Genomic DNA, 16,122 nt, shown 5'->3' with positions numbered 1-16,122 from the left:
TCAGTTCACCGCCACCTCGTGGCCGCCGCCCGCGCCGTTGGCCGCCGCGGTGTCCGCGTCGCGGTACTGCCGCAGTTCGTGCCTGGCGATGGCCCGCTTGTGGACCTCGTCCGGACCGTCCGCCAGCCGCAGCGTCCGCAGTTGCGCGTACATCATCGCCAGCGGGAAGTCCTCGGTCACTCCTGCTGCTCCGTGCACCTGGATCGCGCGGTCGATGATCTTCAACGCGATGTTCGGGGCGGCCACCTTGATGGCCGCGATCTCGGTGCGCGCTTCCTTGTTCCCGACCGTGTCCATCAGATACGCGGCCTTGAGCGTGAGCAGGCGGATCATCTCGATGTCGATGCGCGCTTCCGCGATCCAGTCCTGGATGTTGGACCGTTCGGCAACCGGAGCGCCGAAGGTCACCCGTGACTGCGCGCGCCGGCACATCAGCTCCAGCGCCCGTTCGGCCGCGCCGATGGCCCGCATGCAGTGGTGGATACGGCCGGGCCCGAGCCGGGCCTGGCTGATCGCGAAACCCTCGCCCTCGCCCTTGAGGACGTCCTTGGCCGGCACCCGCACGTCGGTGAAGTCGATCTCGGCGTGCCCCTCACGGTCCTGGTAGCCGAACACCGGCAGGCCGCGCATCACCGTGATCCCGGGGGCGTCGATCGGGACGACCATCATCGACTGCTGCCGGTGCGGAGCAGCGGTGGGGTCCGTCTTCCCCATGACGATGAGCACCTTGCAGTTGCGGTGCAGGGCGTTGGACGCGAACCACTTGCGGCCGTTGAGGACGTACTCGTCGCCGTCGCGCTCCATCCGCAGCTCGATGTTGGTGGCGTCGGAGCTGGCGACACGCGGCTCGGTCATCGCGAAGGCGGAGGCCATCGTCCCGTCGAGCAGGGGCTTGAGGTACTTCTCCTTGTGCTCGTCGCTGCCGAACAGCGTGAGCACCTCCATGTTGCCCGTGTCGGGAGCGTTGCAGTTGCACGCCTCGGAGGCGATGTGGCTGCGCCCCATGATCTCCGCCAGCGGCGCGTACTCGAGGTTCGTCAGCCCGGGGCCCCACTCCGGGTGCGGGTGGAAGAGGTTCCACAGTCCACGCGCCCGCGCCTGCGCCTTGAGTTCCTCGATGATCGGCGGATGGAAGTGCGGGTCACCCGACGCGCGCATCTGCTCGTGGTACACCTCCTCGGCGGGGTAGACGTGCGAATCCATGAACTCGAGCAGATCCGCCTGGTACTTCTTGGCGCGGTCCGACATCTCAAACAGGGACATCCGAACTCCTGACGGGTAGGGAGGGAAAGTTCGGCGGGCGCTTGTCGAGGTGACTGGCCACGCCTACGACGACAGCGGATCCGTGGAAGGCCTGGAGCATGAGGGCTTCGGCCCGTGTCACGGAATCGGCAGTAGGTGCCGTCCGCGTCGATGCTCAACTGGCTCTTGATGGTGGCCATGGATACCGGCGAGCAGCACCTCGCCGGATCGGCGGCGTACGCGACAGCGGCATCGACCACACTGCCGATGGGGACCAGGTGGTCGAGGAGTCCGATGCGCAGTGCCTCCTCGGCATCCACCATGCGACTCGACAGCAGCAGATCCGCTGCCCGGCTGTGCCCCACCAGCCGGGGCAACAGCCAGGGGGTCCCGTACTCGGCGATCAGCCCGCGTTGCGCGAATGCCGTGGTGTACCGGGCCGCGGGCGAGCCGAAGCGGATGTCGCAGTACAGCGCCTCCACCATGCCCAGGCCGGCCGCCACCCCGTTGATCGCACCGATCAACGGTTTGCGCAGGGTCAGCGGCACGTCGCGCGCGGCGCCGCGCCCTGTCCGCCGCGGAGACCTCGCCGACCGTTTGCGGCCGCTGGACGTCGGCTCCGGCGCAGAATCCGCGTCCCGCGCCGGTGATTACGATGGCGCGTACGTCCGGGTCGTCTTCGGCGGCGTCGAGCAGCGTGAAGTAGCGGTCTTCGAGTTCGTCGGTCCAGGCGTTCAGCTTGGCGGGCCTGTTGAAGGTGAGCACCAGCACCGGCCCGCGATGCTCGGCGAGGACGAGCTCGCCCGGCGCACCGGTCATGACTGCGCCAGCAGGGAGCTCTGGTAACGGCGCATCCCGCGCAGCCACCGGTCGTAATCGGAGCCCTTCTGCCGGTACATGTCCAGAACTTCCTCATGCGGAAGGATCAGGAAGCGCTCGTCCTCGATCGCGGCCAGGACGGCGTCGGCGACCTCGGCCGGCTCCAGGACGTCCCCGGCGGACGTGACGGCCTGGGTGGCCGCTCTCCCCAGGACGTCCCCGGAGTCCTTTCCGGAGTACAGCAGCCTGGTGTTCACCCCCATCGGGCACAGACAGCTGGCACGGACCCCGCGATCGCCGTAGGTGACGCTCAGCCATTCGGCGAAGGCGACGGCCGCGTGTTTGGTGACGGCGTACGTGGCGGAGCCGACCTGGGTGAGCAGCCCGGCCGCCGATGCCGTGCTGACGAAGTAGCCCTGACCGCGCTCTAGCCACTGCGGTACCAGCAGCCTTGCGGCACGGATGTGGGCCCGCAGGTTGACGTCGATCGAGAGGTCCCAGTCCTGTTCGCTCGCGTCGAGACCGAGAGCCCCGGCGATGCCCGCGTTCGCGAAGTAGAGATCGACCGGACCGAAGGCGCTCTCCGCCAGGTCGATCAACCGCTGGATCTGGGCGGTGTCCGACGCGTCAGCGCCGGCGCTGACAGTGCTTCCCGGATGGCCGGCGTTGACCCGATCCGACACCGCCCGCGCGCTGTCCGCGTCGAGGTCCGCGACGACGACCCGGGCACCCTCGCGAGCGAGCCGTGCGACGAGCGCGCTGCCGATGCCACCGCCACCACCGGTGACGACGGCGACTCTTTGTGCAACGTTCACAACGGACCCTCTCCGTGACGTGGGCCTGAGGTGCTGCGGCACGGCCCCCGAGGCGATACGACCCTGGCTCCCCTCACCTGTATAATTGAATCTGGCGTCAAGTTCAATAACTGGTCGCGCGTGACCGCACCGACCAGGCGTCTTGCGGAGCAGCTCACCAGCCGGCGCCGGCCCTGTCTCGCCGGTCCTCCGAGGTACGAGCGGCTCACGGCACCGATCGGCAGGAGACTTGGGCTCGGTCCGGTGAAAAGCGAGGGAACCGGAAGCGGGTGAACGCCTTCGCCGGGAGAGAGTGCCCGGCGGAACAGAGTGTGACGAGTCCCGGAGTGAGCATGAACTCACTCAAGCTGGTCGGCGTCGCCCATGGGGCGCCAGGATCCAGGATCGTCGAGAGATCGTGGGCGGCAGGCTCCGCCCCGGTCGGATCGCCGAGTCAGCGGTGGCCGGGGAACCGCAGGGCGTTCGCCCATAGCCGGGTGACCGTGGACACGAGTTCCTCGAAGTCCGGTGCACCTTCTTCTTGCTGCCCGCCGAGCACGAAGGCGTTGTAGGCCATGACGCTGACCATGCCCGACAGCGCACGGGAGGCCATCAGCGGATCGACCTCACGGTCCGCGACGCCCCGCGCCTGCAGGTCAGCGATGCCACGGGCGTTGCGGCGGATGAACGCATCCGCGCGCCTGCTCCGGAACTCACGGAACTCCGGCTCCACCTGGGCGACCTGCTCAAGCAGGGCCATCAGTTTCGCATTCCGTTTGTATGCCTCGAGATACGCACGGTTGCTCGCCTGGAGTACCGCATAGGGATCGTCGGCACCCTGCACCCGGCCCATGCCCGGGTGCATCATGTCCTCCTGCGCCTCCAGGAGGACGGCGGCAAGCACCTCTTCCTTGTTGGCGAAGTAGGTGTAGAAGGACCCCGCCGCGCACTGAGCCTCTTTGGTGATGTCGGTCAGGCGGGTGTCGAGGTAGCCGTCCCGTTCGAACACCTTCCGCGCGGCCTTGACCAGAGCGGCCCGGGTCCGCGCTCCACGCTTCGTCGTGGGCGGCTCGCGAAGATGCGAGAGGGGCGCCATGGGCGGTGCCTTCTCGCCGTCGATCTCCTCGGGCGCAGTGGTGTCCATCCCGGAGACTGTACTTGAATCCGACGCCATGGTCACAAACTCGCGAGCCGGGGGGCTCAGGGGCGGCGGGCGGCGACATCGGCGGGCGCCCTGTCGCGGGTCAGAGCGGTACGGTCGATGGACCGCTTGAGGATCTTGCCGGACGGGCCCTTCGGCAGCGTGTCGACGAACCTGACGATGCGCGGGATCTTGTAGGCGGACAGCCGCTCCCGCGCCCACTCCGACACCTCGGCGGCACCGAGCTCCGAACCGGGACGGGCGGCGATGAGCGCGGCGACCTCCTCGCCGTAGTGGTCGTCGGGGACACCGATCACGGCTGCCTCGATGATGTCCGGGTGCTCGTAGAGGACCTCCTCCACCTCACCGGGGTAGACGTTGTAACCGCCGCGGATGATCAGGTCCTTGATTCGGTCGACGATGCGCAGGTCGCCGTCGGTGTCCGTTTCGCCGAGGTCGCCGGTCCGGAACCAGCCGTCGGGCGAGATCGCCGCGGCGGTGTCCGCGGGGCGGTTCCAGTAGCCGCGCATCACCGTGGGTCCCTTGATGTGGACCTCGCCGACGGTGCCCGGCGGACACTCGTTGCCCTCGATGTCCCGCACCTGGACGTGCACCCCCGGGACCGCCCGGCCGGTGTACCCGGTCTTGCCGCCGCGGTCGATGTCGTTGAAGGTGCCGAACGCGGTGGTCTCGGTGAGCCCGTAGCCTTCGAGGATGGTGCAGCCGAAGCGGGCCTCGAAGGCCCGGGCGATCTCTCCGGGCAGCGACGCGCCGCCGGAGACGGCGACACGGAGTTGGGCGAAGTCCGCCGGGTTCGCATAGCCCGCCGCGTGCAGCATCGCGTTCCACATGGTCGGTACGCCGGCCATGATGGTGAGCCGGTCGCGGCGCAGCATCTCCAGCATCGACGCCGGGTCGAATCGGGCCAGCAACGACATCGAACCACCCACGGTCAACGTCGCCATCATGACCGCCGCCTGCCCGAACACGTGGAACAGCGGGAGTCCGGTGCCGGTGCGGTCGGTGCTCGACGCGCGGCTGCACTCGGCGCCGATCTCCCCGGCGGACAACAGGTTGCCGACTGTGAGTTGGGCACCCTTCGGCCGCCCCGTCGTACCCGAGGTGTACAGGATGGCCGCGGTGTCGTTGCGGTCCCGGTCGACGACGGGGACGGGTTCGGCATCGCTGCCGGTCGCGCCGGGGGACAGTGTCCAGGAGGGCACCTCGAGGGTCGCGGCCGCCTCCGCGACGGCCGGGCCGAGGGCGTGCCAGGCGACCGCCAACGAGCACCCGGCATCGCCGAGGACGTACTCGACCTCAGCCCGGGTGGCCATCGTGTTGACCGGCACCACGACACAGCCCGCGGCCTGAATCCCGAGGTAAGCCACGACGAACTCGGGCACCGACGGCGCTGCGAGCAGCACCCGGTCCCCGGGAGCGAGGCCCGCGGCAGTCAGGGCACCCGCGTACCGTACGCTCGCGTCGCACAGTTGCCGGTAGGTCCACTGCTCCGCACCGCCGCGCAACGCGACGTTGTCGGGGGTGGCGGCCGCATGGCGGCTGACAGGATCGAAAACGCTGGTCATGAGCGGTGCCTTCCCGGGATGTGAGCAGGTGACGGTGCGGGTCTCACCCGCCGATCAGTGGACTTGGCCCGGCCTCGGCCTCAAGTCCTCGCACGGCGTGGCCGGAGGTGCGTATCGCCGCAGGTAAACCACGGTCGACGGCGGAGGTCATGGACGATCTCGGTGCGCCTGATCGGGCGATCGGCCGATCGGCCCTGCGGCGATGCCGAAGACGTCGGCGAGTTGGCGGCGGGTGTCGGCGGCACTGGTGTGCAGGACGCCCCCGATGCCGATCCGGGCCGCTCCGTCGAGGTTCTGCTGCAGATCGTCGATCATGACGGCCTCCTCGGGGTCCACGCCGAGGCGTTCACACGCGATCGCGTAGATCCGCCGGGAAGGCTTGCGGATCCCGACCTCGGCGGAGATGACGACCACGTCGGCCACAGCGGTGAGGTCGACACCGTCGTAGGTTCCGGTTCCGAACGAATTGGACACCAGCGCCACGGGATACCCGGCGCCGCGAAGATCATCGAGCAGAGTGAGCATGTCCGGGTCGATCGACATTCCCGCTTGCATCCGGGCAGTGAGCCCCTCGGCCGCCACGTCCGCGCCGTGGGCACGAAGACGCTCGGCGAATCCTCGTTCGAAGGCTTCGGTGTCGATACGGCCGCGCTCGTGGTCGGCCAGAAGGGTGCGTGAGGGCTGATCCCGGCTGAGCAGGTCCAGCGGCAGGCGCGGATCGCCGCCGAGCGAGGCACCGAAGTCGGTGAACGCCTGCAACACACTGGAGGTGATGACCCCGCCGAAGTCCACGAGGACCGCGGTTCGGGCTTTTTCGACCACGTTCTGCACGGTGTCCATACCTCTCTCTCGCGGCCGGCCTGCCACCGGCCAACACGACGGCGGCCCTGGTCTGTCGGCTCTCATGGGACGTGCGCCCCTCCATCGATTCCGCGAGGCCGACGGCTCCCGGCCTGGTGGAAGCGGCAGGACCGCGGCCGGCTGGGCGGCCGGGCCCGGTGCCGCGACTCCCCCGTGCCCGGCCGGCCTTGCCGTCGGCGGTCCAGCAGGGACGCGGATCTCAGACGACCTCGAACAGCCCGGCGGCGCCCATTCCGCCGCCGACGCACATCGAGATCACCACGTACCGCACACCTCGGCGCCTGCCCTCGATCAGTGCGTGCCCCACCAGGCGGGCTCCGGTCATGCCGTACGGATGACCGACCGAGATCGCGCCGCCATTGACGTTGAACCGCTCCGGGTCGATGTGCAGTTCGTCGCGGCAGTACAACGCCTGGGAAGCGAACGCCTCGTTGAGTTCCCACAGGCCGATGTCGTCGATGGTGAGGCTGTGCTGCTTCAGCAGTTTCGGAATGGCGAACACGGGGCCGATCCCCATCTCGTCCGGCCCACAACCGGCAACGGCCATACCCCGGTAGACGCCGAGCGGCTCCAGCCCGCGGCGCTCGGCCTCCCCCGCCTCCATCAACACCGACGCCGAAGCCCCGTCCGACAGTTGAGAGGAGTTGCCCGCCGTCACGCTGGAATGCGCGCTCACCTGACCGTCCGGCAGCACCGGCGCCAATCCGGCCAGGCCCTCGAGCGTGGTCGACGCGCGGTTGCCCTCGTCCCGGGTCAGGGTCACGGCCTCCTCCCGCACCTCCCCCGACTGCTTGTCGAGCACCTTCTTGACGCTGTTGAGCGCGACGATCTCCTGGTCGAACCGGCCGGCCTCCTGGGCCGCCGCGGTGCGCTGCTGCGACACCAGCGCGAACTCGTCCTGACGTTCCCGGCTCACGCCGTAGCGTTCGGCGACGATCTCCGCGGTGTGCAACATCGGCATGTAGATGCTCGGCTTGTGCTCGACCAGCCAGGGATCTGTCATGCGGTGGGTGTTCATGTGGTCGTTCTGCGCCAAGGAGATCGACTCGACACCGGCGCCGACAGCGACCTGCATGCCGTCGCCGACGATCTGCTTGGCGGCCGTCGCGATGGCCATCAGGCCCGACGAGCACTGCCGGTCGATCGTCATCCCCGACACGGTGTCCGGAAGTCCGGCACGGAGAACGGCCTGACGCGCGACGTTGACACCGGAGGTCCCCTGCTGGACGGCGCAGCCGAAGATCACATCCTCGACCTCGCCCCCCTCGAGCCCGGCGCGCCGCACCGCGTGAGAGAGGGCGTGGGCAGCAAGTTCCTGCGCCTGGGTGTCGTTGAACGCGCCGCGGTAGGCCTTTCCGATCGGCGTCCGTGCCGTCGAAACGATGACTGCTTCCCTCATGTCGCCTCACTGATTCCTGTTGTTCCGGAGCGTCCGGGAGCTTCGGGAGGGGAATCCCGCGTTCCGGGAGCCGGGATCGATGCCGGTAGGCGGTGCCGAACGCCGTTCCGGGCGTTGTGAGCGGTCTTGACCGTCTCCTCCGTTCACCGATGGCATGGCGCATGACCGAGGGGGTGACGGGGGCAAGCCTCCGGACTGGTTATAGTTGAATCCGGCGTCATGTTCAACCATGGTCCCGGCCTCTTCGGCGCGACGTCGGCCGAAACAGAGCGCGCACTCCCGCCGCCGGGAAGACGCGCACGCTCCCGACCTTGACAATCCGGCGCCACGCCTGAAAGCTGACCGACCAGTCGGTATGGAGGGTCGGATCGTGACCGAGCTGAGCATTTCCACCGCTGCGGGGGCGTTCGACGCGATCGTGGCGGGTCCGCCCGAGGGCCGCCCGGTGCTGCTGTTGCACGGCTTCCCACAGACGGCGCTGGTGTGGCGACGGCAGATCGCGGCGTTGGCCGCTCACGGCTACCGGGTGGTGGCACCGGACCAGCGTGGGTACTCCCCCGGGGTCCGTCCCGGGCGGCCCGAGGACTACCGCATCGGCGTCCTCGTCGATGACGTGGTCGCTCTCACAGAGGAACTCGGCTGGGCGGCGTTCGATCTGGTCGGCCATGACTGGGGAGGCGCGGTGGCCTGGTGGACCGCCGATGCCCACCCCGGCCGGGTCCGTACGCTGACGGTTGTCTCGACCCCGCACCCCGGCGCCCTGGCCACCACCCTGCGCAGCGACCGGGATCAGCGCGAACGCTCGCATTACATGATCGACTGGCGCGAGACGCCCGCGACGGAAGAGCGCATGCTCGCCGACGACGCCGCGGAACTTCGCGCCTTCTACTCCGAGAAGGTCCCCCAGGCCAGTGCCGAGACCTACGTCCGGCACCTGTCTCAGCCGGGTGCTCTCACCGCAGCGCTCAACTGGTACCGGGCCGGCCGCCCCGACGGGGCGATCGGTGTCATCGACGTGCCCACGCTGTACGTCTGGAGCACGGAGGACAGCGCGTTCGGCCCGGCGGCCGCTCAGGAGACCGGGCAGTGGGTCAGCGGGCCCTACCGGTTCGAGACCCTCCAGGGCGTCAGCCACTGGGTCCCCGAGGAGGCACCGGAGACGCTGAGCCGTCTGCTGCTCGCGCACCTGCAAGCGCACGGCGCGCACTGAACCACGACGAATACCTCACTTGTCGGCTCTCCGAAAAGGTGAACCCATGAAGACTGCACGAGCGGCATGGCGCCGACTCGAGCCCGTTCACGCCATGATCTACTTCGCCCCGGAGGCAAGGCGGCGGTACGCGGACCTCGGGCTGAGCGGACGCGCCGGGTACTTCGCCTCCCGAAGCGCCGCCTTCGGCCGGGCATCCGCTGAGCTGGTCATCTCGACCTTCTACAACTTCAACCCCCGTTTCGTCCGGAAGGCGGTCGACGGGGTCTGGGACGCGGCGACGCCGCAGCAGGTCCTGGACGCGCGGTATGCCGCCGCGAGCGAGGCACTGCGACGGGCCGGGATCCACGAGCAGCCCGATTTCGACGAGGTCCTCGCGCTGACCACCCGAGCCGCTGAGGCGGCCTGCGAACAGGCGCAGGGGCGCCCGCTGTTCGCCGCGCATGCCGCCCTGCCCTGGCCGGAGGAACCGGTACTGCGGCTGTGGCACGCCCAGACGCTGCTTCGGGAGTTCCGCGGAGACGGCCATGTCGCATGCTTGCTGAGCGAGGGCATCGGGGGCCTGGAGGCCCTGATTCTGCACGCTGCCACCGGTGAGGTTCCCGTCGACTTCCTCCAGGCGAGCCGGGCATGGCCCGCGGAGGAGTGGGCCGCCACCGCGGAAGACCTGCGCACGCGAGGTCTCCTCGACGGCGACTCCCTCAGCTCCGAAGGCGTACTCCTGCGCCGGCACATCGAGGACCGCACCGACCGCCTGGCCCTTCCCGCCTACGCCGCCCTGGGTGACGCCGACTGCGAGCGCCTCGCCGAACTCGCGAGTCCCTTCGGACACGCCGTCGTGGAAGCCGGCCTCCTCAAGCTCGGCTGACAGGACCCGCCAGGTCCTCGACAGTGCGCGGCATGCCGTAGGGGTGATGGCGCGTCGAGGTGGCGCCGTCCGGAGCGACGGGCGTGCCCTGGAACCTGTGGCGGGACAACGGCGGCTGCCCGGCGTCGGGGCGGGCATCGTACACACCGGGCCGGCGCCGGCCGCACCCGGTGTGTACGGGCACGGCCGGCGTGGGAGAGGCTCAGCCCAGCAGCTCGGCGCTGCCGGCCGGTTCGCGCCGCTGCTGTCCGTTGATGCGGTGCCGTTCGATGGACGAGCGCCGGTACACCTCCTGCCGCACCCGCTGGATCTCACCGATAGGCCGGTGTTCCTCGCGTGATCGCCACGGCGTGATCGACGTGGCGTCGGCGGCCGCGAGGTTGTCGTTCCCACCGATGTCCTGGCGCGGGAGGTCCACCCGGGCGACCGTCACCCAGGGGGACAGGTCCTCGGGCCACTTGACGGACGTGTTGTCCACCGGCATCCGGGCCAGATCGGTGTTGAGCTGGACCTGGAGCTCGAAGGCGTGGTCTCGCTCCGCGGCCTCGGCCACCAGGGTGCGGCGGAATGCCTCGTTGTCCGCGTGCACGTCCACGATCTGGTGCGTGAGGGAGTCCAGGGACGCGGCCGTCGGCACGGTACGGATCTTGGCGATGTGGTCGCCGTACCGGAAGGCGCCCATGCTGTTGTAGGTGTACGACAACAGGTTCCTGCGCGGGACCGCAGTGAACGAGAGCATGGCGAGCAGTTCGTCCCACAGCCAGCTGTCGGGATCGGTGAGCGTCTGCCGGCGGGTCAGGAACTCCGCCATCCAGGTCTTGCGGCGGGCCGGGTCCACCAGGGCCTCGGGCAGTTCCGCGAACAATTCCTCGATCACCATGTAGTCGTAGGCGGTGTTCGCGAAGAAGACCTCGTTGTTGATCAGGTTGAGATCGAAGGTGCCGCTGTCGCGTTCGTCGTCCAGCAGCGAGGGGCCGGCCACCCCGAACAGTTTGATGCCCATGCCGCATGCCGCGCCCAGCTGGTGGTCGGGGCGATGGTGGCCCAAGCCGTTCGAGTAGCGGACGACGGCGTCGTACGCGGTCGGCCGGGCGAAGATTCCCTGCCCGTAGAAGCCGGGGTTGTCGCCGACCGTGACCGTGGCCTTGAGGAGGCCGTAGGTCTTTCCGTGGGCGGTGCGGACAGCACGGCCGACGGTCTCGCGCTCGACCGAGGCGCGAGTACGGCTCGCCACCTGGGCGACGACTGCTTCCAACTCCTCGTGGTACGACGGGCGTTCAGCGGGACGGTAGTCCTCGTAGCGAACGGGATTCATGGTGCCGCCTCTCTGTCGTGATGCACTGCCCACGACGCTAACGCGCAATTAGATTGTGCACAACTTAACTGTGGGCAATCGCACGCGTCCTGCGGCGCGCCGGGGAGCCGGCAAGTGGCTCAGCCACCGGTTTCCGCTTTGCTGCTCGGTGAGCCGCTACTGGTGGGAGAGGCGCTGCTGCTGCCAGAAGCACTGGCGGAGGGCCGCGTGGAAGGCGTTGCCGTCCGCGAAGGCGGGCTGGGACGGCGGCTACTGGAGGGTGGGGGGCGGCTTCGTCTTCACGGGTGGCGGCGCACTGGTGGTGGCGGCAGAAGGCCCGGAGGCCGGTGACCTGCCGCGAGGTGCCGTCGGCACAGGACGCCGGAGCCCCTCGGTGTTTCGGTCCCGGACGCCCTTTCGCGCCAGGTGCGTGGGCACTCGCTCCGGCGAAGCCGGTGCATCGCTGACGCGAGCTCGGGCCCTGCGCAGGATGACTCCGGGATCGAGTCCGCTCGTGGCGCCGTCGACTGGTGAAGCACCGATGCGGTGGCGACGCCTCCGCGGATGGTGAAAGCGGCTGCGGCAAGAGAGCAGACGGCATACTTCTTCTGCCGCGACCCACGGTCGTACCGGTCTGTCGGCTGGTCTTGCAAGGGAGTTGGCGACCCGGGAAGGGGGGACCCGGAGGAGCCCGGTCCCGCGTCGAGGCGGACCTCCGGCATCGCCGCGTCGACGGCAGGAGCACCGTGCTCAATCGCCGGCTGACATGCGGGGTGGTCCACAGTTCGCCGAATCCGGGCTCTGCAGGACGAGAGGTGCGGCTGGTCCACGGCGCGGGCTGTGCATGAGGCGTGGGTTACATACCGGCGGCTGGATGAGGGCAAAGCCGCGCCGCCTGCGTATTGCCTGCCAGGGACGAAGGAAGAAGGGAAAGCCGCCGCGCCCTGCGCAGAAGCCGGTGATCAGGGACCCGACACCTGGGAGCTGACCGCCGCTGAGGAAGAAATGGCCCGTCAGAAACGAGAAAGCCGAGGAGGACCCGGTGGGTCGCAACGACGCCAACCCGGAGCGGACTCCCGCCTCAGGCCCTGACATCGTGCAAGAGACCAGGGACTCCTTCCAAGCCGTGCTGGACGCTTTGGCTGCCGCACGCGCCGACCTCCTGCGCGACGAGCAGCAGGAACCCGTCGAGGGCCCGTCTGGGGCCCGGACCCGGCACGGTCAGCCGACCGGGGATGCCCGCTTTCCCCAGCCGACCCCGTCCTCGGCCCCGACCCCGGATTTCTCCGCATCCGGCGGGGCACTGCCGGTCAAACGTGTGCCGGCAGGCACGCGACCGGAGGGTCCCGGGCCCCACCGTCCACCTGCCGCCGAGTCGCCGCAGACCGGCGGCCTGCGCCGGTCCGACGCCCCGGAGGCTGTCGTGGCGGAGCCACCGGGGTTGCCCAGACGGCCGGAGGCCGTCCCGCCCCCGTCGCCGCAGACCGACGGCCTGCGCCAGTCCGACGCCCCGGAGGCTGTCGTGGCGGAGCCACCGGGGTTGCCCAGACGGCCGGAGGCCGTCCCGCCCCCGTCGCCGCAGACCGGCGGCCTGCGCCAGTCCGACGCCCCGGAGGCTGTCGTGGCGGAGCCACCGGGGTTGCCCAGAGGGCTGGAGGCCGTCCCGGCCCCGTCGCCGGGAAAGCCGCCGCCGCCCAGTGGACCGGGCCCCGAGGTTGTGGCACCCACGATGGATTTCCCCCATCCGGCTCCCTGGCAGGAGAGCGGGCGGAGCAGGAGCCCCAGGCCGGGCACCGATTGGTCGGACGTCCCCCTCTGTCCGGCCGTCCCGTTCGACCAGCTCACCACGGCGCCCGCGAAGGGATCTGCGTCCTCCGTCCGCCCACACGGGAGGAAGACCAGTCGCAGGCGGCGGCGAGTCACCAGCCGCAGGGACCTGCGGGTCGCCGGAATCTTCGGGCTGGGCGCAGCGAGCGGATTACTCCTCGCCACGTGGCTGCTGCTCTTCCACAACGCCGAGCCGGCGGCCTCGCCGTCCCCGCCTTCCGGACACATGGAAGCTCCCCTGCCGACGAGTCCCGCGCCGAAGGACCCCCCTCCCCCGACTCCAGGACAGCCAGACCGCCCTCAGCCCGGCGCACCGGATCCGCCGCTCCCCGAAATCCCGGGCACGGGCGTCCTGCGCCAAGGCGACAGCGGCCATGGAGTCTACGAGCTGCAGGTACGACTCCAGCAGATACCGGGCATCTACGACGGCGGCGCCATAGACGGCCGCTACGGCGCGGAGGTCCGAGCGGCCGTGACACTCTTTCAGAAGCGGTACGGCGTGCGCGGCGACGAGAGCGGGGTCTACGGCGCCAACACACGTCTTGCGCTCATGCTGCGGACCAAGTAACCAGCGGCAGAGGCATGCAGGACTACGCAAAGGGGCCGATCGCACCATGTGTCGCGGAGGATCGTCGTCGTTGTGGCCCACCCTCCGTCAACCGCGCTTGCGGCGCAGGACCTTCGCCCCGTACCAGCGGCAGACGTTGAGGGCGAGGTGGAGGTCGAAGGCATTGGCGTCGACGTCGAGTCGGTAGTGGTCGAGGGTCTGCTGGACGCGGTGGTGGACGGTGTTGCGGTGGACCATCAACTCGTCGGCGGTGTCGGTGTAGCTGCGGTTGGTGGCGAGGAAACGCGCAGCGTCTCGCGGAGGACTTCGCGGCGGGGGTCGTCGACGGCGAGGTCTCGGAGGGTGTCGGAGACGAAGTCGGCCAGTTCGCGGGGCTCGTCGGCCAGGAGGGCGACGGGGGCCACGCGTGCGAAGGCGACCGCCCGCGGGGCGCCGGCCCCCGCGGACAGGGCGACGGCTTTGGCGCGTGCCGCGGCGCGGGTGCTGCGGCGGAAGCCGTCGAGGCCCGGGCGAACGGTGCCGAGGGCGAGCCGCACCGGTAGCGCGGCGTCGGCCAGCTCGGCGGCGACGGTGTCTGGATCCACCGGGCAGCCGGGCCTGACCGCGAGCCAGATACGGGCGTCCGCCTCGTCCCTGGGGACCAGCAGGGGACGGCCCTGTGCGTGCAGGACGGTGTGCAGCAGCAAGGTCAGCCGGTCGAAGACCGCGGTGGGGGTCGGTGGTCGCCGTGGTCCGTTCAGCCAGCCCTCGACGGCCAGATGACTGCCGGACAACCGGTAGTCGAGGGCGGCCTCCGCCTGAGGCAGATCGACGCTGGGGTTCTCGAGGAGCTGGTCTACCCAGTGCTGGCGCAGCATGCCGCGGGTGTCCACCCGGCGTTCGCGTTCCTGCTCGTACGCGCGGCCCACCTGGTCGCAGACGTCGCAGACCCTGTCCAGGTAGGCCGAGCTGAGGCTGACCAGGGTGATGACGGTGCCCACCGGGTCCGGCAGCCCCCCGTCGGACCGCTTCGCCGAGGACCAGGTCCATGCTCGGCGCATGGCCGAGACGGTAGGCGCGGAGAGCGGGACGTCGCGCTGGGCGAGCCGGCGGGCGTAGGAGACGACTGAGTCGGGCGCGTCCACGGTCTGCGGATCGATGCGGTTGATGATGACGTGCAGGGCAGTGACGATGTTCTCGGTGATGCTGATCTCGAGCAGTCCACGCAGTGATGCGCCAAGGACACCTCCGCGCACCCCGCAAACACACCGAGACCGTCATCATCGGCGACGGGGACGGCGAGGACAGCGAGGAGCAGGAGCTCAAGCTGGGCGCCTGGATCAGCAACCGACGCAGCAGAGCCGCACCACTGACACCCGAACGCATCGAACAACCGGCCGCCATCGGCATGCGCTGGACATGAAAGGCCCGCGCTGCGTGACCCCATCGACGAGCAACGGCCACTCTTGGAGGAGCCCGAGGCGCTCCGGCTCTACAACGGCGGGCTGGCGTCCTCGGTGACGGGTACCTGCGGGAAGAGATGCTCTTCGAAGGCGGTCACCGCGAAGAGCAGGGCCATCAACGCGATAGGCGTAAGCAGGGCGAGCAGGATCACAGGACCTCCCGAAGGTTGGTCTGTGGCACCTGGAGGGGCCAAGCCCATGATGCGTCCGAATGGGGGAACGCGCACTCCGGCCATGGGGACGCCTTGCAGGCGGCCGGGGGGAGCGGCCGGCGGCGCAAGCGTTCGGTGGGCCTTCACGTCGGCGGTGCCGTGGACGAGGACCGTTCGGGTGCCCCCAGAGTTACCAAGACGGTAATGGGGGGACGGCCGGGACACGGCGCTGCCGCCCCTGTTGCTCTACGGTTACCCGATGACGTTCTCGCCCTCCCTGCTCGGCCTGCTCCGCGACGATTCCAGGGCTGCTGAACTCGCCATGTGGCCTTTCGACTTCGACGTCCTCGTCGCGCTCTACGGGCCAATCACCCACGTTGAGCCTGTGCGTCTGGCCTCGGGCGAGCCGCTGGAGGCGATCGCAAAGGACGGCGGAGGCGGCACCTTTTTCTTCTGCGGGACCGGTGACAGTGAGGATCGGCCCGTGCTGTTCGCCGACTCCGAGGGCTCCGCGGGGATCGTCGGCGCCAACCTCCGTGACGCGCTACTGCTGCTGGCCGTGCTGCCATGCGCGGGACAGGCGCTGAACCTGGAGAGGCAGGGACGCGTCGTGAATGAGGCGATGCTGTTGGCGCTGCAGGAGGAAGAGGACGAGGAACTCAGTGAGGCGGCCGACATGGACGACCTGCCCGAGCGGCGGGCCGAGTTCCTCTACCGTCTCGGGCTGACCCCGCCGCCGCTCACCGAGTTGCTGGACCTGGCCCGCCAGGCTGCAGCCCTGGACCCTTCATACGTCCTCCTGAACGAGGACGGCCGCGCATACCAACAGGGTTGACCTGCTGGTTGGGAGGCCGGGCTCGCCTGCGCATGCACTGGCAGATTGTCGGCTGTTTGCCTAAAGCGTCGTCGCAGTCGTCGA

General features: G+C 69.6%; 15 protein-coding genes and 2 pseudogenes. 5 read left to right on the top strand and 12 right to left on the bottom strand.

What is annotated here, in order from left to right; all coding sequences use genetic code 11:
* The 8 genes and pseudogenes from ACIHEJ_RS37695 to ACIHEJ_RS37660 all read right to left on the bottom strand — a co-directional run bounded on the left by ACIHEJ_RS37695 (position 1) and on the right by ACIHEJ_RS37660 (position 7,842).
* On the bottom strand, positions 1–1,263 hold the full coding sequence (locus ACIHEJ_RS37695) for an acyl-CoA dehydrogenase family protein (protein WP_400142343.1): 1,263 nt from the start codon (positions 1,261–1,263) through the stop codon (positions 1–3).
* A 206-nt stretch (positions 1,264–1,469) separates the two neighbouring features.
* Positions 1,470–1,727, bottom strand: a pseudogene (locus tag ACIHEJ_RS37690) (enoyl-CoA hydratase-related protein); the annotation flags it as partial.
* A gap of 172 nt (positions 1,728–1,899) precedes the next feature.
* Positions 1,900–2,061, bottom strand: a pseudogene (locus ACIHEJ_RS37685) (enoyl-CoA hydratase/isomerase family protein); the annotation flags it as partial.
* Positions 2,058–2,876, bottom strand: a complete 819-nt coding sequence (locus tag ACIHEJ_RS37680) for an SDR family oxidoreductase (protein ID WP_400142341.1) — start codon at positions 2,874–2,876, stop codon at positions 2,058–2,060. The pseudogene ACIHEJ_RS37685 and the gene ACIHEJ_RS37680, both read right to left, overlap by 4 nt.
* A gap of 433 nt (positions 2,877–3,309) precedes the next feature.
* Entirely contained in the window at positions 3,310–3,999 is a 690-nt protein-coding gene (locus tag ACIHEJ_RS37675; protein ID WP_400142339.1) for a TetR/AcrR family transcriptional regulator, read from the bottom strand.
* A 56-nt stretch (positions 4,000–4,055) separates the two neighbouring features.
* Positions 4,056–5,582 carry an AMP-binding protein gene (locus ACIHEJ_RS37670; RefSeq protein WP_400142338.1) on the bottom strand — a complete coding sequence of 509 codons (1,527 nt, stop codon included), beginning with the start codon at positions 5,580–5,582 and terminating at the stop codon, positions 4,056–4,058.
* A gap of 147 nt (positions 5,583–5,729) precedes the next feature.
* Positions 5,730–6,422 (bottom strand): HAD family hydrolase, encoded by a 693-nt coding sequence (locus ACIHEJ_RS37665; protein WP_400142336.1) that lies wholly within the window; start codon positions 6,420–6,422, stop codon positions 5,730–5,732.
* A 220-nt stretch (positions 6,423–6,642) separates the two neighbouring features.
* Positions 6,643–7,842, bottom strand: coding sequence for an acetyl-CoA C-acyltransferase (locus ACIHEJ_RS37660; protein WP_400142333.1), 1,200 nt, complete (start codon positions 7,840–7,842; stop codon positions 6,643–6,645).
* A gap of 367 nt (positions 7,843–8,209) precedes the next feature.
* Between ACIHEJ_RS37660 and ACIHEJ_RS37655 the strand changes: the two genes are divergently transcribed.
* Together ACIHEJ_RS37655 and ACIHEJ_RS37650 are read left to right on the top strand one after the other, a co-directional pair.
* The gene (locus ACIHEJ_RS37655; protein WP_400142391.1) at positions 8,210–9,052 is read left to right on the top strand and encodes an alpha/beta fold hydrolase; all 843 of its coding nucleotides are present in this window, start codon (positions 8,210–8,212) and stop codon (positions 9,050–9,052) included.
* Between the two features lie 46 nt (positions 9,053–9,098).
* On the top strand, positions 9,099–9,920 hold the full coding sequence (locus ACIHEJ_RS37650) for a hypothetical protein (protein ID WP_400142331.1): 822 nt from the start codon (positions 9,099–9,101) through the stop codon (positions 9,918–9,920).
* A gap of 202 nt (positions 9,921–10,122) precedes the next feature.
* Here the strand turns inward: ACIHEJ_RS37650 and ACIHEJ_RS37645 are convergent, their stop codons facing one another.
* Positions 10,123–11,235 (bottom strand): catalase family protein, encoded by a 1,113-nt coding sequence (locus tag ACIHEJ_RS37645; RefSeq protein ID WP_400142329.1) that lies wholly within the window; start codon positions 11,233–11,235, stop codon positions 10,123–10,125.
* Positions 11,236–12,943: 1,708 nt separating this feature from the next.
* Between ACIHEJ_RS37645 and ACIHEJ_RS37640 the strand changes: the two genes are divergently transcribed.
* Positions 12,944–13,609: a peptidoglycan-binding protein gene (locus ACIHEJ_RS37640; protein ID WP_400142327.1), complete on the top strand. Its 666-nt coding sequence runs from the start codon at positions 12,944–12,946 to the stop codon at positions 13,607–13,609.
* Between the two features lie 87 nt (positions 13,610–13,696).
* On the opposite strand, the gene ACIHEJ_RS37635 is transcribed toward ACIHEJ_RS37640, so the two are convergent.
* Together ACIHEJ_RS37635 and ACIHEJ_RS37630 are read right to left on the bottom strand one after the other, a co-directional pair.
* Positions 13,697–13,846, bottom strand: a complete 150-nt coding sequence (locus tag ACIHEJ_RS37635) for a hypothetical protein (protein ID WP_400142325.1) — start codon at positions 13,844–13,846, stop codon at positions 13,697–13,699.
* The gene (locus ACIHEJ_RS37630; RefSeq protein ID WP_400142323.1) at positions 13,846–14,844 is read right to left on the bottom strand and encodes a hypothetical protein; all 999 of its coding nucleotides are present in this window, start codon (positions 14,842–14,844) and stop codon (positions 13,846–13,848) included. The genes ACIHEJ_RS37635 and ACIHEJ_RS37630 overlap by 1 nt, the downstream gene beginning before the upstream one ends.
* On the opposite strand from ACIHEJ_RS37630, the gene ACIHEJ_RS37625 reads away from it, so the two are divergent.
* The gene (locus tag ACIHEJ_RS37625) at positions 14,820–15,011 is read left to right on the top strand and encodes a helicase associated domain-containing protein (RefSeq protein ID WP_400142321.1); all 192 of its coding nucleotides are present in this window, start codon (positions 14,820–14,822) and stop codon (positions 15,009–15,011) included. The two genes, ACIHEJ_RS37630 and ACIHEJ_RS37625, sit on opposite strands and share 25 nt — an antisense overlap.
* A gap of 69 nt (positions 15,012–15,080) precedes the next feature.
* On the opposite strand, the gene ACIHEJ_RS37620 is transcribed toward ACIHEJ_RS37625, so the two are convergent.
* Positions 15,081–15,203, bottom strand: a complete 123-nt coding sequence (locus ACIHEJ_RS37620; RefSeq protein WP_400142319.1) for a hypothetical protein — start codon at positions 15,201–15,203, stop codon at positions 15,081–15,083.
* Between the two features lie 259 nt (positions 15,204–15,462).
* Between ACIHEJ_RS37620 and ACIHEJ_RS37615 the strand changes: the two genes are divergently transcribed.
* A complete protein-coding gene (locus tag ACIHEJ_RS37615) occupies positions 15,463–16,038 on the top strand; it encodes a hypothetical protein (RefSeq protein WP_400142317.1) in 576 nt (191 codons plus the stop codon).
* The last annotated feature ends 84 nt before the right edge of the window (positions 16,039–16,122 follow it).

Origin of the sequence: Streptomyces sp. NPDC052301 (genome assembly GCF_044593395.1) — a bacterium.
Classification (GTDB): domain Bacteria; phylum Actinomycetota; class Actinomycetes; order Streptomycetales; family Streptomycetaceae; genus Streptomyces.
Note: the sequence above shows the minus strand (reverse complement) of the source record. Positions and strands in the feature narration are given on the sequence as shown.